The 22380-nt window shown below is 44.1% G+C and carries 18 protein-coding genes; 5 read left to right on the forward strand and 13 right to left on the reverse strand.

The features are described 5' to 3' along the window. The first annotated feature begins 51 nt into the window (after window positions 1–51). Window positions 52–2244 carry an exodeoxyribonuclease V subunit alpha gene (recD, locus tag AC5JPY_RS01295; RefSeq protein ID WP_493851845.1) on the forward strand — a complete coding sequence of 731 codons (2193 nt, stop codon included), beginning with the start codon at window positions 52–54 and terminating at the stop codon, window positions 2242–2244. Window positions 2245–2336: 92 nt separating this feature from the next. Here recD and AC5JPY_RS01300 read toward each other — a convergent pair whose 3' ends face one another. Then, window positions 2337–2900, reverse strand: a complete 564-nt coding sequence (locus AC5JPY_RS01300; protein ID WP_319051655.1) for a hypoxanthine-guanine phosphoribosyltransferase — start codon at window positions 2898–2900, stop codon at window positions 2337–2339. A gap of 102 nt (window positions 2901–3002) precedes the next feature. Continuing rightward, a complete protein-coding gene (locus AC5JPY_RS01305; protein WP_493851846.1) occupies window positions 3003–3671 on the reverse strand; it encodes a hypothetical protein in 669 nt (222 codons plus the stop codon). A 299-nt stretch (window positions 3672–3970) separates the two neighbouring features. Here AC5JPY_RS01305 and AC5JPY_RS01310 point away from each other — a divergent pair, with 299 nt between their 5' ends. From AC5JPY_RS01310 to AC5JPY_RS01320, 3 genes are all read left to right on the forward strand, one after another. After that, window positions 3971–5653, forward strand: coding sequence for a carbon starvation CstA family protein (locus AC5JPY_RS01310; protein ID WP_443526499.1), 1683 nt, complete (start codon window positions 3971–3973; stop codon window positions 5651–5653). Between the two features lie 115 nt (window positions 5654–5768). Then, window positions 5769–6062 (forward strand): cory-CC-star protein, encoded by a 294-nt coding sequence (locus AC5JPY_RS01315; RefSeq protein WP_493851847.1) that lies wholly within the window; start codon window positions 5769–5771, stop codon window positions 6060–6062. A gap of 52 nt (window positions 6063–6114) precedes the next feature. After that, window positions 6115–7158, forward strand: coding sequence for an ArsA family ATPase (locus tag AC5JPY_RS01320; protein WP_493851848.1), 1044 nt, complete (start codon window positions 6115–6117; stop codon window positions 7156–7158). A 48-nt stretch (window positions 7159–7206) separates the two neighbouring features. Here AC5JPY_RS01320 and AC5JPY_RS01325 read toward each other — a convergent pair whose 3' ends face one another. The 3 genes from AC5JPY_RS01325 to AC5JPY_RS01335 form a co-directional block, all read right to left on the reverse strand. Beyond that, complete coding sequence (locus AC5JPY_RS01325; protein WP_493851849.1) at window positions 7207–8883, reverse strand: DUF3482 domain-containing protein; 1677 nt, start codon at window positions 8881–8883, stop codon at window positions 7207–7209. A gap of 115 nt (window positions 8884–8998) precedes the next feature. Continuing rightward, on the reverse strand, window positions 8999–9973 hold the full coding sequence (locus tag AC5JPY_RS01330) for a sterol desaturase family protein (RefSeq protein WP_493851850.1): 975 nt from the start codon (window positions 9971–9973) through the stop codon (window positions 8999–9001). A 172-nt stretch (window positions 9974–10145) separates the two neighbouring features. Next, window positions 10146–11522, reverse strand: a complete 1377-nt coding sequence (locus AC5JPY_RS01335; protein ID WP_493851851.1) for a DUF2868 domain-containing protein — start codon at window positions 11520–11522, stop codon at window positions 10146–10148. 158 nt (window positions 11523–11680) lie between these two features. Between AC5JPY_RS01335 and AC5JPY_RS01340 the strand changes: the two genes are divergently transcribed. Beyond that, window positions 11681–12430, forward strand: coding sequence for an SDR family oxidoreductase (locus AC5JPY_RS01340; RefSeq protein WP_319051663.1), 750 nt, complete (start codon window positions 11681–11683; stop codon window positions 12428–12430). A 39-nt stretch (window positions 12431–12469) separates the two neighbouring features. On the opposite strand, the gene AC5JPY_RS01345 is transcribed toward AC5JPY_RS01340, so the two are convergent. The 8 genes from AC5JPY_RS01345 to AC5JPY_RS01380 all read right to left on the reverse strand — a co-directional run bounded on the left by AC5JPY_RS01345 (window position 12470) and on the right by AC5JPY_RS01380 (window position 22312). Then, window positions 12470–14011, reverse strand: a complete 1542-nt coding sequence (locus AC5JPY_RS01345) for a bifunctional 2-methylcitrate dehydratase/aconitate hydratase (protein WP_319051665.1) — start codon at window positions 14009–14011, stop codon at window positions 12470–12472. A gap of 144 nt (window positions 14012–14155) precedes the next feature. Continuing rightward, complete coding sequence (locus AC5JPY_RS01350) at window positions 14156–14782, reverse strand: GNAT family N-acetyltransferase (protein WP_319051666.1); 627 nt, start codon at window positions 14780–14782, stop codon at window positions 14156–14158. 71 nt (window positions 14783–14853) lie between these two features. Continuing rightward, window positions 14854–16707: an ABC transporter ATP-binding protein gene (locus AC5JPY_RS01355; RefSeq protein WP_493851852.1), complete on the reverse strand. Its 1854-nt coding sequence runs from the start codon at window positions 16705–16707 to the stop codon at window positions 14854–14856. A gap of 38 nt (window positions 16708–16745) precedes the next feature. Then, window positions 16746–18011 (reverse strand): 2-methylaconitate cis-trans isomerase PrpF, encoded by a 1266-nt coding sequence (prpF, locus tag AC5JPY_RS01360; protein WP_493851853.1) that lies wholly within the window; start codon window positions 18009–18011, stop codon window positions 16746–16748. An 80-nt stretch (window positions 18012–18091) separates the two neighbouring features. Beyond that, window positions 18092–18352: a Txe/YoeB family addiction module toxin gene (locus AC5JPY_RS01365; RefSeq protein WP_493851854.1), complete on the reverse strand. Its 261-nt coding sequence runs from the start codon at window positions 18350–18352 to the stop codon at window positions 18092–18094. Window positions 18353–18387: 35 nt separating this feature from the next. Then, a complete protein-coding gene (locus AC5JPY_RS01370) occupies window positions 18388–18693 on the reverse strand; it encodes a type II toxin-antitoxin system Phd/YefM family antitoxin (RefSeq protein WP_493851855.1) in 306 nt (101 codons plus the stop codon). Window positions 18694–18923: 230 nt separating this feature from the next. Then, on the reverse strand, window positions 18924–21557 hold the full coding sequence (gene acnD, locus AC5JPY_RS01375; protein ID WP_493852714.1) for a Fe/S-dependent 2-methylisocitrate dehydratase AcnD: 2634 nt from the start codon (window positions 21555–21557) through the stop codon (window positions 18924–18926). 29 nt (window positions 21558–21586) lie between these two features. Beyond that, entirely contained in the window at window positions 21587–22312 is a 726-nt protein-coding gene (locus AC5JPY_RS01380) for a hypothetical protein (protein ID WP_493851856.1), read from the reverse strand. Between the last annotated feature and the right edge of the window lie 68 nt (window positions 22313–22380).

The following is a 22380-nucleotide window of genomic DNA, read 5'->3' on the forward strand; positions in this document are numbered from 1 at the left end:
TCGACACCCAAAACGTTATATTGATTCACCAGATCATTAAAGAGATATACCATGAGTAATAATAGCAACAATAAAAGCAAAGCGGCGGTTGGCCTACAACAAAGCTGGGCCAATACTATTAGTGACTATATTCTACTGCGTCGCGGACAAACCTACTCATCGTATCAGACCACAGACATAGAAGCTGATACTGGCAGCAGCCTAACCGATGACCCAACAGATAAATTAGAAGACAGCTACTTATTTACGGCTGTATTTATGATGCTAGCGACTCATTTAGAGGAGGGGCATACTGTATTGACAATCAAAGCTACTGAGCACGAAGTACCGTTACAATGTCAAATTAACCATGAAGTAGTCACGCTATATGGCTGGCAGCAACAGCTACTAGAGATGCTAGCCATGCCGCTTTTTGTTCTGATAGATGATGTGCAGCCAAGTGATGATGCTGGAACCGAGGTGTCTTTGTTTGATTTATTAGATATTTTATTTAGCAGGCGAGATCAGCTTTGGACACAGCTCGCGCTCAGCAATCATGAAAAGGACATGCTAAACAAGCGTTTTGATACGGTTGCTATGCTATATCAAGTACTAAAAGATACGGATTTAGTTTCCTTCATGCATTTAATTAGTACTCATGATTTATTCGACGAGGCTGATACTAATAACTACAATAAGAAAAATAGCCTAAGCATAAAAAATAAACCAATCGTTTATAAGAAAACCAGCGATAAGAATTCTGAAAAGTCTGTGACCTTCTGGCTTCATCGTACATGGCAAGCTGAATTTAATTTAGCAAAAAATATCAACAATATTTTGAATCAAAAAGTAAGCCCTCTACAAATAGCAATACCTAAGAGTCTTCACGAAAATCAAATAAAGGCGATTAATGTCGCTAACAATAACGCGTTTAGTATTATTACCGGTGGCCCAGGGACGGGCAAGACATATACTGTGGCTCAGCTAGTGATCGCGCTACAACAGGCTTCAGAGGGTAAGGGTACTGAAGAGAATATTAAATTCAGTACAGATAGTGCCAGTTTAGCGTTAGCAGCACCAACTGGGAAAGCAGCGCAGCGTATGCAAGAGTCTCTACAAGCGGCTCTAGATGCAGCAGATGTAAAGCTGCAATTGCAAGAAGCGAAAACGATTCATCGTTTATTAGGTATTGGTCGAACGGGTAGTCCACGCTATGGCGCTGATAATCCACTGGGCGAAGATATCATTATCGTTGACGAGGCATCAATGTTAGGGGTTGAGCTTGCAAATTATCTTGTCAGTGCGGTAAAACCAGGCGCAAGACTTATATTATTAGGAGACGCCAATCAACTAGCAGCAGTCGATGCAGGAGCAGTATTGGCAGACCTGTGCCGCATTCCATTACTACAACCTATACATGCGGAGTTAACTGAAAGTCGCCGATTTAGTGCCGATTCAGGTATCGGTAAATTAGCTTACGAAATCAACAATACAAAAGCAGACACAAAAGCAATTTGGCAACTCCTAAAAAATGATAACGCATTGAACTTTCAACATATAAATATGATCCAGACAGAAGACTCTAAAAATAACAAACTAAAAAATAGCCTAAGCGGTAGAAAGAATGTTTTAGAAGTCACAGAGGATTATAAGAACTATCTGAGAAAAATAAGGGGTCTTTTAGAAATTCCAATAGAAAAATCTGTGCCACATTCGGTAAAAACTACAGTCGCATCACTAACAGAAACCTTCAACGAATTTAGAATTTTGAGTGCTGGTCATAGTGGAGAGTGCGGCGATCATTATATTAATAATTACCTTACCCAGTGGCATCTGACTGAGCTAAAACTACCACTCGGTCAAAACACATGGTTTCATGGTCGCCCAATCATGGTGCTACAGAACAATTATGAGTTAGGACTATTTAATGGTGATATTGGGTTTTGTTTACAAACCTCAGATGATAAGAGCCGTTTAGAGGTGTTTTTTGAAAATAAGACGCAAGGGATTGCGGTCAACTTACTGAATGAGGAACTGATTGCTACGGCATATGCAATGACTATCCATAAGTCACAGGGCTCTGAGTTCGATCATGTGGCAATTACTTTTGACAACAGCCATACTAGATTACTGAGCAAAGAGCTTATTTATACAGCAGTCACACGTGCCAAGAAAAAGGTGACGATATATAGCACCAAACATGCTTTTGAAATAGCAGTTAAGACACCAACGGAGCGTCATACTGGTTTAGCCTTGCAGTTTTAGCTATTGTAGTATTTATTCTGTTTTTCATACAATAAAAAAGCATCCAAGTTGGATGCTTTTTTATGATTGACACATTTCAAAGAGTATAAGGCTTAAACTTTATCTTCTTTGATAGCATAAATACCGGGTAGGTGACGCAAGTAACCGTGGAAATCCATACCACAGCCATATACATAGCGATCCGCCACGTTGATACCTACAAAATCAACATCAAAATCTGCAACTTTACGCTCGTGTTCTTTGTTTAATAGTACACAGCACTCAAGCGATAAAGGTTTTTCTTTACTTAGCTCTTCGACAACGGCTTTTAGGGTAATACCTTCGTCAAAAATATCATCAATCAACAATACGTGCTCGCCTTCAATGCTCACGTCAGGCTTGAATTTCCAGTCGAGGTCATTAGTACCTTCGTTGTCACGATAACGCGTCGCATGGATATAGTGCATACGATGATAGAACGTCAGGTGGGTAAGTAACTGGCCAGCTGGAATCAATCCGCCATTCATAACAACCATTACAATTGGGTTTAGACCAGCGTAGTGTAGATTAAGCTGAGCGGCTAGGCGCTCATAAGCAGCGGCTACTTCGATACTGCTGATAAGGCACTCTGAGTTGCGTAATGTTTTTTCGATTTCTTGGTTACTGATTTGGGTCATCGGGTGCGCCTTTGGTAAAAAGTGCCGCTTATTTTAGCAAATTTTAGTGAATTTGCCCAACGTCATAAAGCGTTTAGGACAAAATTAATCTAACTTTTGGGGTTATTCTGGCTTTTCTACAATAAATGGACGGTAATAATTTGCTAAACGGTTAAGCGAGTCATTGGGTAAGTCGGGTAATAGCTTGTTGAGTGCCATATTCATTCCCTTATCAATTGCCGATTTCGCAACCGGTACTGACTTACGCTTGATCATACCGAGCTTTAGCGTTTCGGCATAGCGAGTCACAAAATGGGTTAGTGTGGCATCGTTCATCGTTTCTAGTGCTGTCTTGAATTTGGCTCTATCGACGTGCTCCGGTGTGATAGCAGCAAACCCTTCGACAATGGTTTTTGCATTTGCTTCAGACAGCTTGAAGCCTACCCGTTTGGTACCTTCATTATCGATAAATGTCGCATGATCTCTCAAAAAATGAAAGCTCGGTAATACTTCTTCGTTATTTTCTTTACCCAATAAGATATTGAGTAGGGTATCGGTGGTACTTTCAATCGTTCCAACGATTTTACGCATAGATGCTTGACGCTCAGGGTTTGGAATAATCTCTACCAAACCAATTAATAAATTGTCTGTCAAGTCACGAGCGGTCTGGTGTGTAAGCGCGTCGCGATAAGGATAATATTCTACGTGTTCATCTGAAGCAACGATTTGTTCGGCCTCACTAATTAATTCTTTTAATTTATCTGAAGGGTGGAATCCAAAATAATGTGCCATTGCGCTTCCTTTATTTGTTGTTTTTCATCTCTTACATACGTTACATTTGTCGCGAAATCGGTTACTATTCAACCAGAATTTTTAAATAAAGACTCACCACACTACGTGCTACTTAGTGACGTGCTCTAATTGTAAAATGCAAGATTGTACTGATATTTGTCTTTCAACATTCCTACGATTTATCCAACTATGGGTGAGATGAGTCACTCACCGCACACTAATTTAGCATATTTTTTATATTTTGATTTAAAAAGCTTGAACTTATACGGCTACCTACTACTTGTCTAGGGAGAGATGAGATGAATAGTGCTATTGTACTTCTATTCGGCGTTGCTGCCATGCTGTGCGGCTACGTGTTTTACTCAAAATTCATTGCTACTAAGATATTGGCATTGGATAACAGCCGTCCCACGCCAGCACACACTATGAAAGATGGGGTCGATTATGTCCCCACCAACAAGTATGTGCTTTGGGGACATCACTTTACATCGGTGGCAGGTGCTGCACCTATTATCGGTCCTGCAATTGCTGTCATTTGGGGCTGGGTACCTGCCGTTATTTGGGTAGTATTTGGTACCATCTTTATGGCTGGTGTACATGATATGTCTGCCATTTGGGCAAGTATGCGCAACAGAGGTCAATCGATTGGCTCTATTGCTGGTACTGTCATGGGCACACGTGTCCGTAGTCTGATGATGGTTGTGATTTTCTTGCTATTGCTGATGGTCAACGCCGTATTTGGTGTCGCTATTGCAAACATGATGATCAAAACCCCATCTGCTGTACTGCCAGTTTGGGGTGCCTTGGTAGTTGCGCTTATCATCGGTCAGTGTATTTATCGCTACAAAATGAATCTCGTTTGGGTGTCTATCATCGGTGTTAGTGCACTATATGGCCTTATTTATCTTGGCCCTATGTTCCCGATTGTATTGCCTGAGACTGTCTTTGGACTGCCTGATAATGCGGTCTGGATTATTATTTTGTTCAGCTATGCAGCTATCGCCTCGTTATTACCTGTATGGATGCTGCTTCAGCCTCGTGATTACATCAACGGATTGCAGTTGTTTGTCGGTTTGATTCTGTTATATGCTGCTATTTTTATTGGTACGCCAGACATCGTGGCACCAGCAATAAATACAACGTTGCCCGTTGATACACCGTCACTTATGCCACTATTGTTTGTGACCATTGCTTGTGGTGCGATATCTGGGTTCCACGGTCTGGTTGCGACAGGGACGACATCTAAGCAGATTGATAAAGAAGAAGACGCGCGTTTTGTTGGTTATTTTGGTGCATTAGGTGAGGGCATGTTGGCGCTTGGCGCAATTTTAGCAGCAACAGCAGGCTTTGCGACACTCGGAGATTGGCAAGCGGTCTATCAAAAATTTGGTGATGGTTCTATCGGTGCCTTTATTGATGGCGGTGCAACGATTTTGAATGCTGGTGTGGGTATCGATATGGTGTTATCACAGACGATGCTTACGGTTATGGCAGCATTGTTTGCAGGTACGACCATGGATACTGGCGTACGCTTACAACGTTATATTTTCCAAGAGTTTGGTGAGTTTTATAATTTACCAATACTGAATAAAAGCGTCGTAGCGACGTTGCTTGCTGTTGGCAGCTGTTTGCTATTAGCCTTTGGTGCTGGTGGTATTGATGGTGCTGGTGGTATGATTATTTGGCCATTATTTGGTACGACCAACCAGCTCATGGCAGCCTTGACCTTAATGATTGTAACGGTCATTTTACTACGCAAAGGCAAGCCAGTCTGGTACACCTTAGCACCGTTGTCGTTCCTGTTGGTCATGACTGTCTTTGCATTGCTAATTCAGCTAAAAACCTTCTTTACTGATGGAAATTGGCTGCTGATCATTATGGATATTATTATCTTGATCGCTACGGTCTTAGTGACGTTTGAGAGTCTATCCGTACTCCGTAAAGAGTGGTCGATACATAAAGGTAAAGGCGGAGAAGTTTAAGCCTTTAGCTGTCTAACATATTTAACAAACAAAAACGCTAGCAGCGATTGCTGGCGTTTTTTGTATCATATAGGCATGATAGATAACAATAAATGGGAAAAGGGGCGAGTATATTATGGAAAATAAAAATATCCTAGCAGACAACAAAAGTGTCCAACCATGGTGGCAACGGTTTGCTGCTGGTCTAAATGAGTTTTATCATGCGCCTTATCGACAGACGATGGCACGAGCTGCGCGTGATGAAGAAGATTTTTTTATGCTGCTCATGTTTGCTGAGAGTCTAGGTATCGATAATCCTGCCAGCTTTTATACGTTAGAGTTGCAGCCATTGTTTTTAGAGAATTTTCATGAGTGGCATACGCGTATGGGTATGGATAGATGTCCATTTGATCATGTTGGTTGTTGCTAGTGGTTTGGTAGCTAGAGAAAAATAAAAACAGTTTGAAAAATGAGATAGAGATATGGCATTACATCCCTTACATGGATTCGTAGAACAGCTGACGACACAACCCATTATATTTATCGGGGGCAAGGGCGGTGTAGGAAAAACCACCACTGCTGCTGCACTTGCCAGCTATTACGCAAGCCAACAGCAAAAAACATTGATTGTCTCAACCGACCCTGCACACAGTTTGGGCGATGTCCTAAATACCCGTTTAAAAAACGAAAAAACAGTCATCTCTCCCTACCTAGATGCCATCGAGCTAGACCCTGATGTCATCGTTGACGAGCACTTTGCCCAAGTTGAACGTACGATTAAGTCCTATGCCAATCCAGATATGATGCCCAAAATTCGTGAGCATTTGAGACTATCAAAGTCAGCACCTGGTGCCCAGGAAGCAGCGATGCTTGAATCAATGTGTCAGCATTTGGTTGCAGCCGCGAGTGCAGGTTATGAACATATTATCTTTGATACCGCACCAACGGGACATACCTTAAGATTATTGGTACTACCAGAGATGATGGGAGCATGGACAGATGGTCTACTAGCGCAGCAGCGTAGACAAGCCAAACTGCGCTCAGTGGCGACGCATTTGGACAGTCATAATCAGAAAAGTAATCAAAAGAGCAATCAAACCGACTCCCTTACAAAAGAAGTGCCAAATCCATTTGCAGCAAAAAAATCTGATCGCTGGGAGCAAGCGGTATCGGTATTAGAGAAGCGCAAGCAATTATTTCGACAGGCAGGGTTACTACTACATGACCGCACCCAAACCGCAATTGTATTGGTTATGACTGCGGATGTTCTGCCATTGGCAGAGACTAAGCGAGCTATTGAGCAACTAGAAGAGAGTAAGCTCACACCAGCAGCGATAGTTATTAACCAGCTGATAACGCCCACTCAATCGGATGAGTTTTGGCGCCGCCGTGCAGAGCGCCAACAGCAGTTAATGCAGGATATTGAAAAGAATTTTTCCAAGTATCCTTTGTATCCGATTTATCTACAGCAAACAGACGTACGCGGCACCGAGGCATTAAGTGCTTTATTGGAGGCAAAAAACTAGCGGCACAAAACTAATGTAGCCCTATTAGGTTTTGCTTACTGTGTATGGTTACGATTCGCGCTTATATGATTGCAGCTTACCTGACAGCGACCATGCCATGTCTGTGCGTAGCAACTGCGCTTGTTCGGACTTGCCACTGCTAAGCGATGACCATTGCGGTTTGCCGCGAGCTTTTTTTAGCTCGCTTGGCAATTTGTGTGTGGGCCATACGGTAATAGATTGAACCTCTTCATTATCGTCATCATTATTTAACGATGTCTCAAGGCTATCTCTTTCGCCTTTGTATAACAGTTGAGTGGCGTCTGTCGCCGCATGACCGCGATGGCGTAAGGCAGTGAGTAAGTCTATCGCTCGGGTCGCAAGCAATGTCAATGTCGCAGGATCAATATATAAGCGTTTTACCCCTGTGATCCTATCAGCAATACTACTGGTGTTAGACAGTAACCCGCCTGCGATACCGCCAATTGCAGCACCTAAACCCAATGTCGTGCCAAGCGCCGCTGCATCAATACCCAACCCTAGTAGCGCACCCGCTGCGGCACCAGACGTAGTGCGGATACCGTAGCTCTTGAGCAATTCAGGGTCAAACGGATCTTGCTGGTAGGCTTGCAGCTCAAGTGGGGTAGCCGCGACAGCATTATCATAGAATTTATAAAGATTAAGGAGATTGTGCTGCATCGCACGCTCACTTTGTCTAACCGCTTCTTGCATTTGTGCCAATATAGGCATCGGGTCATCGTCTTCATTAATCTCACGTACGAATGCGGCGACATTCAATAAAAAGTCCGCAATGATGATATTGGCTTCATCATATAGTTGCGCCCAGTCCTCAGTCCGGCGCTGCATCAATTGCTCAAGCATTTCAGAGTGAGTAAGCATGGTGGCAAGATTAGTCCACAAACGCATCTCGTCCTCAAACTCAAACGCAACGGAATCAAAACGTGTAGAGATATGTAGATTGCGTCTTGCTAGCATGGTCTGCCAGTCATCAATATTGGCATCTTGACTGTCGGTAAAGTTAAAAACAGGCATGACAGGAATAGCCGCCCAAGATAAGATAGCCAGCTCGTCTTTATATTTACCCAGCACCGGCTCACGCGCATCTACCACATATATGGCCATATCACTTGACAGCAGCTGTCGAATCACCTTGGCTTCTTGGCTATAATCATATGGCAAGTCATAGCTATCCGCACCTTGAGCAACATCGGCAGCCAAAAATTGCTGCAAACGCTCAATACCATCACGGCGACTGGCGGTATTATCCTCTAACCAGTCCATCAGTCCTGATGCATCCTCTAGACCTGGTGTATCGTACAATGCTACCAGTATCTCCCCCGTTTTACTGTCTGTCAGGCTTGCTTGTTCTACATGGCGTGTGGTTGCTGCTTCGTTTTTGACCTCACCAAAATACGCGTCACGCAGTAAGGTGCGCAGTATGGACGTCTTACCAGTATTGGTATGACCAACCACTGCTAATTTTAGTGCTTCGCCACTGGCAATGGTTTTCTTTGTCGTATTTTTGGTTGCAGTTGGCGCTGCTGATTCATTTGATACCGGTTGATTGTCATCAGTCAGCTTTGGCTGATCGATTGCCGCTTGCGAGCTATTGGGGCTACTATTGAGATTGTCGTAGTTATTTGAGTCACGAGGCAACGCCTTATCTGCAAAGAGACCAACAGGCTTATGGTTTTCGTGATCATCTTTTTTATTGTCATTATTCATAATTGCGTCTTATCATTATTGATGACTAAAATAGCCATATATAGTAAAAAAAATCTGGTTGAGTGTTGGTTATGCATACGTACTATTGCTTCGATACATCGCCGTTATAAATCACCTATGAGATTGCGCTAGGCGGGCGTAATAGTACCTTGAGCTTTTTCTTAAACCCTTTAGCACGAAAAAACCGCTGCCACATGCGGTAAAAGACCCCAAATATCAGACTAATAATCTTGTCATGGCTATCCTCACCAACTGCACCATATCTGACGGGATTATTGCTTATATCTTCTTCTACATAAGTACCAAACCAACGGTCAAAAATAATAAGGACGCCGCCGTAGTTTTGGTCAATATATTCGTTATTGGTGCCATGATGGGCGCGGTGATTGGATGGTGTGTCAAAAATATACTCAATCCATTTTGGGAATTTCCCAACCGTCTCGGTATGGATAAAGAACTGATAGATCAAATCTAACGCGTAAAAGAAGAATACCCAGACAGGATGTACGCCCAACATCATCAGTGGGACAAAAAACAACCACCATCCCGTTACTGAGTACAGCAGACTCTGGCGCATAGCAGTCGATAAATTCATATTATCATCTGAATGATGTACCACATGCGCTGACCAAAACCAATTCATACGGTGTGATGCACGGTGAAACCAATAGTAGCTAAATTCAACAGCGACAAATATAGGGATGGCCGTCAGCCATGTCACCTCGATGGTGAACAATCGATACTGATACAGCCACAGGCAAATAGGTAGCACGATCAGTGCTTGGACAATCAGCTCAAACCCTAAATAAGAACCGCCCAAACTAAAATTGGTCATCGCACGGCGCCAGCTAAAGTGCTTACCGTTACCACGTCTAGACTGATAGAACCACTCCGCCAAAAACAATAAGAAAAAAGGGCCGCCTGCCAGCGGCAATAACCATTCTTGCCAGTGTGCAGGTAAGATACTTGCCAGCATCGGCTGCCATGACTCGGGGGAGGCCGCTAGTATGCTTTGGTTTAGTGCCTCTTTGTAATCGTCTAATACCTGACCATACTGACCGAGCGTCAAGAGAGTATTGTCTGCTGCCATATCGGGCTCCTAGCCACTATAAAACATCCTTGTTAACTCAATGACCTTTATCGCTAATTTTTATCGGGTCATGAGAAATCCAACCGTTTATCCATCATACTTGTTTTAGTTACGATGACAATTGCCATGAAAAAAGTGCCGTTAAAAATACGACTCTAAAAGAGTCAATAGTCTAATAATTAACGTCAACTAAACCAATTTTTCGCGCAGAGAGTGCGGTTTGCCACTGCTGATAGCGAACGGCTTGTTTGTCTATTGGGGCATCGTTAGGTGTAAAATCAGTATCAGTAAGTGGTTGAGTGTCACTGAGTAGCTGTACAATCAGTCCATCTGTTGCATGAGCGGCGATTTGGTCAAGCTTACGTAGCGTACCACGGTCAGGCAATGCCTTGCTATGAATACCCAGTAGTACTTGTACTGGATGCTCATCCAAGTAGTCTTTGAGACGTGCCATGTCCTCACGGTCATCCACAATACCGAAATTCTCAATGCTTTCTGATTTTTCAAGACCTGACTGCCACCATGTTTGCTGATCTGAGGGGTATTCGAGTAGGGCAACCAGTTTCTTGCCAGCACTCACCGTCGCTTTAGGTGCGATAGGTGCTGGCGCTTCTGTAAAGTCATCGGCATCAACCACATGGCGCTGCCAAAAATTGATTATCTTTTGATAATACGGCTGCTTGATGTCCAAACGCATTTTTTTGCGGCGGAACATCAAGGCACAAAATGCCCATGCGATCGCGCGCGGCACAATGCCGTACATAAGCAAGCTACCCACTAGTAAGCCTGCCCATTGCCGTGCAACAGACAGTGGCATGGCGTCTGTCACAAGGCGGCTTTGTGCAATGGCGGTACTGTCTGGCACATCGAAGCCAACCATACTTGGCAACCAGCCGAGGATTTGAGTCAAGCTTACTAGTGCCTGATCAGAGAGCAAAGTCGACTCCCAGCTAAAGCTATACTGGCGCACAATCAACAAAAATATAATCGCAAGCAGCATACCCGCCAGCGTTGCAAGCCACAACTGATGGCTGAATCTGCCCAAGTACCAGCGCATACCGCTATGCTGCAATTGTCGCTCATATAGATCGACGGCCGCTTTGGTCACATCATCTTTACCGCGTATGAGGTAGCTTGGACTGACAAAGCTGGCAAACCAACTGGGTGCTTGTTGGTCTCGGTTGATGAGTGTCATGACCAGCCAACCGCCAAGCATAATAGTGTGGAACCCAAGCAAGCAGACCAGTACATAAAAGAAATTCACGACGTTGGACTGCAAGAGGGTAAACAATCCCAAAAACCCTGATAGGCACCACACCACACTCATAACAATCATAATGCCTTTTATGCGACCATCAATTTTACCAAGTACCCGAGCGAGCGCCCCATTGCTATCGATACGAGATGCACGTCTGTGCAATTTTTGGATAGGTGTGCCATCCTCACCCTGTAGTTTTTCAGTGATAAGTAACGGGTCAGTAGCAAACACATGCTGATCGCTCTCTAAGGCACGTACTAGTTCGGTCAATTGGTCTTGAGGTGATAGCATAAGGCGCTGATATCCGTATAAAAACATCAATATAAAAATAAGATACAACAAAACGTCGGTCTAATCGCTAGCAATTATTGTAGCCTATATTGACTATAGCAAACCCTCATAAAATCAGCCAAAATAAATAAAGACTTATAAACAAGGAAAAGTATCATATGAATGACAAAATTTACCTGATTATCGGTGGTACAGGCGGTATTGGTCAAGCTATGGTCCAGCAGCTGGTGCAAACCAATCACAGCCATAGTGTACAAATATTTGCCACTTATCATCGCACTGAGCCTGATATCGAAACAGAAAACCTGCACTGGCTACCGATGGATATCAGCGATGAGGACAGCATCAAAAGAGCGGCCGATACCATTAAGCAAACAGTCGGTCATCTAGATTGGGTCATCAACTGCGTGGGGTTATTGCATACAGATACCGCGCAGCCAGAGAAAGCGTTGCGACAAATAGATACCGAGTTTTTTTTGCAAAATATGCAAATCAATGCGCTAGCAGGGTTGCTCATCGCCAAGCACATCAAGCCATTGCTTGCCAAAGCTGAACGTAGTGCTGAGCATCCAGCGATTTTTGTGACCATATCGGCCCGTGTTGGCAGTATTACTGACAATCAGCTCGGCGGTTGGTATAGCTATAGAATGAGTAAGGCGGCGCTCAATATGGGTATGAAAAATCTAAGTATCGAATGGGGCAGGTCACTAAAAGAAGTGTGCGTGGTTGTCATGCAACCAGGCACTGTTGATACTCAGCTCTCCGCGCCGTTCCAAGGCAATGTCGCTGAAGGACATCTGTTCTCACCAGCATATAGCGCGAAGTGCTTGTTAGATGTGCTATCAGGTATGACAGCTGCTCAATCAGGCAGTTTCGTCGATTGGGCGGGAGAGTCCATACCTTGGTAGCAGTTATATTAGCTAAATAAGACCATAAAAGATACGCCGTTAGTAAGCCATGAATAAGTCCATAAACTCATTTACCGGTGTTTGTTCTAGTCTTTCTTGATCGTCACACAATTCAATGATCTGCTGACAACGGCTGTCGACAAAGCGGGTTGCCAGACTGGCACGGAACTTTGCCTCCAATACAGGAATGCCTTCGGCGCGTCGGCGTTTATGACCGATGGGATATTCAATGGCAACTTTTTCTGTGCTGCTACCATCTGCAAAAAATATTTGAATGGCATTGGCGATAGAGCGCTTACTGGGATCATGATAGTCCTTTGAGTACTTTACGTTTTCTTCTACTACCATTTTGCCGCGTAGCTCATCGATGGATAGATGCTCCTCGTGATAGTCGTCCTCGTAGTGCTCCGCCATTAGATCACCTGTCAATAGTGGCACAGCTACCATATATTGTAAGCAGTGATCGCGATCCGCTGGGTTATCAAGCGCGCCTTCTTTTGAGATGATGCGAATCGCTGAGTCATGCGTAGTCAAAACTATTTTTTCGATATCATCCACTCGGCCTTTGACATGTGGATGCAAAATGACCGCTGCTTCACAAGCGGTCTGGGCGTGAAATTCAGCAGGAAAGCTTATTTTGAATAAAATATTTTCCATCACGTAACTGCCAAAATCACGCTGAAAGGTAAAACGGCGCTCGTCTTGTGGCTTTGTGGCCAGATCCTTATTGGTATGGCTAAATAGCACATCATAAAACCCCCACTGCGATGCGGTGAGTGCTCCAGGAATGCCCATCTCGCCACGCGCGGTGATATCTACTAGGCGTACTGCACGACTGGTAGCGTCACCGGCTGCCCATGATTTGCGGCTGCCAGCATTGGGGGCATGGCGATAGGTACGCAGTGCCTGACCATCAACGAGGGCTTGTGAGATAGCGGCCATGATACGCTCACGGGTTAACTGGTAGAGTTTGGCAATCACCGCAGTTGAAGCAAGTTTGACCAAAAACACATGATCCAGGCCCACACGGTTAAATGAGTTTTCAAGCGCGAGTACGCCTTGAATTTCATGCGCCATGATCATCGCCTCAAGCACAGTTTTCATTGTGAGCGGCGCTTGTCCTTGGCTGATGTTTTTCTGACTGATATAGTCCGCGACCGCCAAGATACCACCTAAATTATCGGAAGGATGGCCCCATTCAGCAGCGAGCCACGTATCGTTATAATCAAGCCAGCGTACGATACAGCCGATATCAAAAGCGGCTTTGATTGGATCTAGCCGATAAGCAGTACCAGGAACACGCGCGCCATGTGGTGTTATCTGGTCGGAACAATTAGGGCCTAAGTGCTTGGTACACTCAGGAAATCTCAGCGCCAGCAGACCGCAGCCAATGGTGTCCATCAGGCAATAACGCGCGGTGCTCCATGCCTCAGCAGCGTTCGATGATTCGTCATCTATTGAATAATTAAGCACATAATCGGCAATCTTTTGGATTTCGACGTCGTATTCCGGACGAACATTGCTCTCTACGGTTGCATTTTTTGTATTTGCATTGGCTGTATTTGAATGATTATTTGACATGGTTGTGTCCTCTTCCTTGAGTGTGCCGCTTTATTAACCAATGATTCTGGTTATCCTTTTAAAGCCATCGTCATTTAAAAGTAGCACACTCAATATGGAACAACCAATTTGAATTGTGTTAAGAATTAAGACCTTACTTGCCGTTTAAATCATGAGATATAGCAACCCTAAGATAAACAGCGCCGCTATAATAAACAGCAGAAAACTCAAAACTTTGGTTGTGGTTGATGCGGTGTCGGTGCTCTCTTTTTTGACTTTATTTTTCTTGGCGACATACAGTACCATCTTTACATGCTCGATATTGTCCTCGAGATAATGCTCGCCTTCAGGCACAAAGCCCAAAGACTCATAAAAACTTAGCAAGTACACCTGGGCCGAGATAATAATCGGGCGCTTTTTGCCATATTTTTTGCGGCAGTGGGCAATCGCTTGTGTCATCATTTGCCGTGCTAGACCGTCACCTCTATGCTCGGACAGTACGAGCACTCTACCAATAGCTGGCATAGTAGTGTGGTTGGTTTTGATGGCAGGATCAGCAACCGATAGATTTGATTTTAGTGTATTAAATTCGGGCGGGACGATGCGGCAATAGCCTACTAACGCTGCGTTTTGATGGGCAATAAGGTGCAAGCAATCGAAATCGACCTCATCCATATCTTGATACGCACAGTTTTGTTCGACAACAAAAACTTGCGAGCGTGCTTTTAGGATATGATAAAGATCAACTGAGGTCAGCTCGTCAAAGGTTTTTAGAGAAAATTCACAATTCATAATGGTTTAGGTTCTGGCAATAGGCGGTAAAATAGGGGCATTATAACGATTTAAACAGGCATTCACCATGCCTAACCATTGAGGGTTTGGCTAATCTTATCTAAGTTTAGGCTATCAGACATAGCGCTAAAGATCTCAAAATACTTACCGCGCTGGGCATACAGTACTTCATGTGTGCCTGTCTCAACCACTTCACCATTTTCTATGACTACCAGATCATCAGCATCGATGATTTGAGCAATGTTATGTGAGACCATGATGACGGTACGGTCCTTTTTGATGAGATCTAAGCTTTTTTTGACCTGCTGACTGGCGATAGCGTCTAGGCTGGCGGTCGGCTCGTCCAAAAACACAATAGGTGGGTCTTTTAGAAACATCCTTGCCAGCGCGATACGCTGCTGTTGACCACCTGATAAGGATTTGGCGGTACTCTCATAGCCATCAGCTAACCCTATAATCTGCTCGTGGATAGAGGCTTTTTTTGCCGCAATAATAATGTCATCAATGCTGGCATTCATATTGCCATAGCGGATGTTTTCACTGATCGTACCCGAAAAAATATGATTGCTCTGTAGTACTAGCCCAATGCGTTGACGCAGCTCGTGAGTATCGCAGTCAGTCAAATCATGACCATCTAAACATATCGTGCCAGCGTCTGGCGCGTAGAACTTGACTAACAGATTAATAATGGTGCTTTTGCCAGCACCAGAGAGACCCACTAATGCAGTGATACGATTGGGCTTGATGGTAAAACTAACGTTTTTTAGCGCTTGTGTACCATTCGGATAGGTAAAATCAACGTTTTTAAGCTCGATATGGCCTTTTAGATTGTCGCTACTGATGCCAGCAATATTTTCGACTTGTTTATCGTCTTCTAAAATATCAAAGAAACCTTCGGCATAGGTCAATGCATTATTGATCTGGTCGTAGATACGGTGTAATTGACGGATAGGGGCGGCGACATTCTGAAATAGCATGACATGAAACAAAATCATACCAATAGTCATCTCACCTTGTAGCACAAAATACGCGGTGAGTAAGATAATAACCACGACGCCAATCTGCTCGATAAAGGTTTTGATAGCGTCATAAACAAAACCAATACTGCGAATACGCAGCTGATTATCCGTCATTTCTTTTTGAATGGCTAAGTGCTTCTCAGCTTCGATAGACTCACGAACGAAAGATTTGACGACGCTGATCGAATTGATCAAGGAGATTACCAAACCACTTTTGGCTTCGCGAAACCCGCGCATCTGCCGACGAAAGCCTTGCAGACGGCGTGCTTGCTTTTGGCTGATAAAAAAGTAAATAGGTATGATGACAAGGCCGACCATGCCAACCCAAAAATTGGTCGAAAACATGATGATAAGTGCCACAATCGCATTGGCAAATAGCGGTAGCATATCGATAAAGAAGTTTTGCACCAGGCTGGTAAGACTGTTGACACCGTAATCGATACGGGTTTGCAGTTTGCCACTGTCATTCTCACTGCTGGTATAAAAAGCCATGCGATAGGTCAGGATGCGCTCAATGATGCGCTGTGATAAATCGCGCGACAGATTGATGCGAATTTTTTCACCAAAAAAACGCTGACCAAAAGAGATAAATATCGACAGTATCTCTTTAGTCAATAACACCGCGCTAATAATACCTAGCATACGCAGACCCGCCTGCCATGGCTCAGCAAGCGTGGCAATCTCGGTCAAGGTATCGACGGTATAACGCAGCACAAACGCGTTGACCTGCGCGGTAAAGGAGCCTAATGCGGTCAGCGCCAAGGTAGCGATAATAAGCAAGCGATAAGGTTTAGCAAATACCGCCAGTTTTTTTAGAATATCCCACAGCAGCGCCCGTCGTTCTTTTTTCTCGACGGGAGGTTTTTTATCTAATTGCACACGGCGTGGCTGGGGAGATGTTGGCATAAAACTCTATCGTAAATTAAAATAAGCCATGGCTACGCTTAAAATGCATCCGCTGGTACAAAAACTTCACCAATCATAATACGCCTTGCTGAGCGACTCATCGACACTTTTTTGGCTTGCCAGCGACCGTCGACTTGTTCTGTTTTTCCGCCGACGAGCAATGTCCCTGATGGATGACCAAAACGTACCTCTGTCAGCTCGCCAGCACCTGTCGCTTGATTGACGAGTGTGCCTTGTGTGGTTGCAGCAGCGGCAATAGCGACGGCTGCTGTACCCATCATGGCGTGATGCAATTGACCCATACTCATGGCGCGTACGACTAAATCAATCTCGTCTGCATCGACCGATTTACCACTAGAGGCCGTATAGCTCTGTGCTGCACCCACCCAAGCAATTTTAGGAATGTGTTGACTGATCTGTGCCTCGCTCACGTCTTTGAATAATCCCATCGCTACACCACCTGTAGCGCGGATTTTCTCAAGGGTGGCAAGTAGCTCGCTATCGCTATTGATGTCGCCTTGCAACTCCGTACCGGTAAAGCCCAAGTCTTCCGCTTTCATAAAAATGGTTGGGATACCAGCGCTGATAAAGGTGGCTTTGACGCTGTCAGAATTTAGACCACAGCCCGTCACATCGAAATCATCGACCAAGTTGCCAGTAGGGAACATGTCGCTGGTGGCATCTACAGGGTCGATAAACTCAATTTTTACTTCAGCCGCTGGGAAGGTGACACCGTCTAATTCAAAATCGCCCGTCTCTTGAACCTGTACCTTATCATTTGCATCTTTATAAACTGGGACATGGGCAATGATGGTTTTGCTAATATTTTCTTGCCAGATATGGACTTCGCAAATACCGCTATCTGCGTTGTCATCGATGCTGTTAGCAATCTTGCCAGCGTCCACCAAACCCATATCAATGGCACAGGCACCAACGGCTGCAGTTAAGTTGCCACAGTTTCCCGCCCAGTCAATCATTGGCTTTGCGATATTGACTTGTCCGAACAGATAATTCACATCATGATCTGAGCTAGAGGAGGCCGATAAAATAACCGTTTTGGAGGTGCTAGAGCTACCATTGCCCAAGCCATCGATTTGCTTACCATAAGGGTCGGGGCTACCGATAACACGTAGCAGGAATTGATCACGTGACTCACCAGCAACTTGGCAGCGTTCAGGTAAATCAGACAATTTAAAAAACGTCCCTTTTGAGGTGCCGCCGCGCATATAGGTAGCCGGAACTGATAGTTGCGGAGCAAAAGAAGGCTTAGATTTAGAATTGATTTTAGAATTAGTTTGAGCCACTGTATTAAGTCCTTTTTATATTGTTATAAGATTGGGTGCGGTGTCATTAGCAAGTAAGTATGAACGACTAAGGGCGCTTGTCAATAATGATAGCGACAAGAGATAATCGTCAGATAGTTGTCATCGACGGCGTATACCAACCGATTGGCATTATCGATGCGTCTTGACCAAAATCCGGATAGGTTCTCTTTTAGAGGTTCAGGTTTGCCAATACCTTCAAACGGATTACGCTTACATTCGGTGATGATTTTGTTAATACGTTTGAGTGTTTTTTTGTCTTGGGTTTGCCAGTACAGATAGTCCTTCCACGCAGCATCTGTCCAAGCTAGTTGCTCACTCATTATTAGACCCTTTGGGTTGATTAAAGTCTTTGAGTTCAAGTATTTTCAATATCGCTATCCGTATGCCCATTGTCATCGCTGCTTTCTGCTGTATCAATTAGCTCACGCGTGACAGTCTTGCCAGCTTTATATTGGGCAATAGATTCCGCTAAGTGCGCCGCATTAGCAGGAGAATTGAGTAGATAGACGGTTTCCATCAGGCTATTGTAATAATCAAGCGACATCACAACCGCATCATCAGCGTCACGGCGGGTTACGATAGTAGCGTTGGCATCATCGTTTACCGTATCTAAGACGGACTTTAGATGCTTTCTGGCTTCTGAAAAACTAACGACTCTCATGGCTCACTCCTCTCATGATGTACTTTATAACTTGTACAATATATAGTACATATTACGCCATTAATTAAGCAAACTCAATATTTAGCTACTACCTAATATTTAGATACAAATGAGGAAGCCAATGTATAGAACGTGAAAGCAAATAAAAGCCGATGTCATATAAACAAGTTATACAACATCGGCGACTTTTATATCTTGCTATTCATCATGCTAAAACCTACAGGATAATGCTAGACAATATCTAGCGTACCTTCGATAAACTCTTTAGCAAAACGTTGTAGCATACCACCAGCATTGTACATTTTTACTTCATCAGCCGTATCTAAGCGGCAGATAATAGGTGTCTCAGTGGTACTACCATCGGCACGATGAATCACTAGAGTCATCAGCCCGCCAGCAGACACTTCGCCCGTAACATCAAATGTTTCTGTACCATCGATATTTAGCGTATGGCGAGTCGTACCTTCTTCGAACTGTAGCGGTAGCGCGCCCATACCCACCAAGTTTTGGCGATGAATACGCTCAAAATCTTCAGCAACGACGGCCTCTACGCCAGCAAGACGAACGCCTTTGGCAGCCCAATCGCGGCTTGAGCCTTGACCATAGCCATCACCTGCGATGATGATAAGCGGCTGCTCACGGTTCATGTAGGTTTCAATGGCTTCCCACATGCGCATGACTTGGCCTTCTGGTTCGACGCGTGCCAGTGAACCTTGGACAACCTCACCACTTTCATCACGTACCATCTCGTTTAATAGCTTAGGATTGGCAAAGGTGGCACGTTGTGCGGTTAAATGGTCGCCGCGATGGGTCGCGTACGAGTTATAGTCCTCAGCAGGCAAGCCCATGGTATCTAAGTACTCGCCAGCAGCGGACGTACCAAGAATGGCATTTGATGGAGACATATGATCGGTTGTAATATTATCACCTAGGACAGCAAGTGGACGTAGGCCTGTCAGTTTGTTTTTCTTAGCCATTTTGCCTTCCCAATACGGCGGACGGCGGATATAAGTGGTCATTTCGCGCCAGTCATATAGTGGGCTTAACGCCTTACCTGTGTCTTTTTTGGCTTCATCAAACATAGGAATATATACAGAATTGAACTGCTCAGGCTTAACAGCCGCCGCAACGATGGCATCGACTTCATCATCATCGAACCAGATGTCTTTTAGATAGACGTCATTGCCATCCGTGTCTTTACCCAATGCGTCTTTTTCAATATCAAAACGAATGTTACCTGCGATAGCATACGCAATGACCAGTGGCGGTGACGCTAAGAATGCTTGCTTAGCGTATGGATGAATACGACCATCAAAGTTACGGTTACCCGACAGCACTGCCGTGGTAAATAAATCATTATCAATGATTTCTTTTTCGATATCAGGGTCTAGCGCACCGCTCATACCGTTACACGTCGTACAAGCAAAGCCAACCACATCAAAGCCGATTTCTTGCAATTCTGGCATCAGACCTGCTTCTTCTAGGTACATTTTGACCGTTTTTGAGCCGGGTGCTAAGGATGACTTCACCCAAGGTTTACGTAATAATCCTTTGGCATTGGCGTTACGGGCAACTAAGCCTGCGGCAACCATGTTGCGTGGGTTTGAAGTGTTGGTACAGCTAGTGATCGCAGCGATAATTACTGCGCCATCTGGCATTAGACCATCTTTTGGCTCTGGTAGTTTTTGATCGGGCGCATGGGCGATACCTTTGGCAACCAAATCATCAGTTGATACGCGGGCATGTGGACGCGACGGGCCTGCCATATTACGACCTACTGACGACAAATCAAACTCAAGCACACGTGCGTACTCGGCTTTTTCCATGCCGTCAGCCCATAGACCTGTCTGCTTGGCATACTGCTCAACCAATTTTATTTGTTCTTCACTGCGACCAGTCAGTCGTAGATAGTCAGTGGTTTGCTCATCGATATAGAACATCGCGGCAGTGGCACCATATTCAGGTGTCATATTAGAGATTGAGGCACGGTCACCAACGGTCAGCTGACGGGCACCTTCACCAAAGAACTCAATATAAGTAGAGACCACACCTGCATCACGTAAGAATTCAGTCATCGCCAGTACCAAGTCCGTACCGGTAATGCCTTTTTGTAATTTACCCGTTAATTTAACACCAACGTAATCAGGCAGACGCATATATGATGGGTTGCCTAGCATGACGCTTTCAGCTTCTAGACCGCCGACACCGATTGAGATCACACCTAGGGCGTCGACCATCGGCGTGTGACTATCAGTACCAACTAGCGTATCGGCAAACGCGACTTCTTCACCTGCTTTATTGCACACAACCTGTACGACAGGTGACATTTTCTCTAGGTTGATCTGATGCATGATGCCGTTACCAGGCGGTACGACGTTTACATTGTCAAAAGCATACTGACACCAGTTAATAAAGTGAAAACGGTCATCGTTGCGGCGCTCTTCAATCGCACGGTTTTTCTCAAACGCATCTTCTTCAAAGCCTGCATGCTCAACGGCCAAAGAATGGTCAACAATAAGCTGAGTTGGCACAATAGGGTTTACTTTAGACGGATCACCACCTTGCTCAGCGATGGCGTCACGCAAGCCTGCCAAATCAACAAAAGCAGTTTGTCCTAAGATGTCATGACAGACCACGCGGGCAGGGTACCAAGGAAAGTCTAAATCTTGCTTGCCTTCGATATGTTGCTTTAGCGCTGCAGTCAAATCCTCAGGTGGGCAACGGCGTACTAAATTTTCACACAATACTTTTGAGCAGAATGGTAGCTTGTCATAAGCACCTTCTTCGATACGCTCGACCGCTTCACGGGTGTCAAAGTAGTAAAGGTCAGTATCGGGAAGTGGTTTCTTGAATTCATCGTTCATGGGTTGAACTAGAGATTGTTTGCTATCAGTCATGGCGTAATTTCCTTGCTATTTTTTTTGGCATTTTTCTCAAGATTTTTAAATTTCTTATAATCATTGAGAATACTAATGTAACTTAAATGAGTACAGACAATTTCATCTCTAACTCTAAACTCTATTTCATCAAATTTTTTAGATTCGTAAAGATCCCAAACTGCTTTACCACTTTCAAATTTTTTACCAGGCAGGTATTTATTAAGTATGTGTCCCTTTGTCTTGGGATACGCAAAGCTTGAACTGTTATTGAAAGTCGCAATAGCTAATTGCGATATATCAATGATTCGGAAACTACTCTGGAATTGAAAAGCATCGTAGTTCGACATTATCTTGTAGCGTTTAAACAAATCAAATAACACAGGTACATCAGATGACGTTATACCTATACCACATAGAATTGGAGAAACTCTTCCATTGTTACCTTTTTTTGCCAAACCGTAGACTTCTTTAAGTAGCTCATATATCACAGTTAATAGTTCTTTTTCAGAATTATAGTCCCATAGCCAAAGGCATTGTATGGCTTTAGAACCTACTGATATTTCAGCTGAAAAATCTTTAGTGGGATTTGCTACAAAAAATGAACCACCTAAGAATTTGCATTTTTTATCCCATGGGTTATAGCATAGACCTTCTTTATCTCGACCAGATTCAGGCACATAAAACTCAAGATCAAGGAAGATAACTCTACATTTATCAATACTAATTTTAAAATTTTTCATTTGAAACTCAGCTATAAAAATATAGTGTTTTCATAAGCTGGTTATCTCAACTTATGAAAACGTATTTA

The sequence above is a fragment of the Psychrobacter sp. H27 genome, from assembly GCF_059072655.1.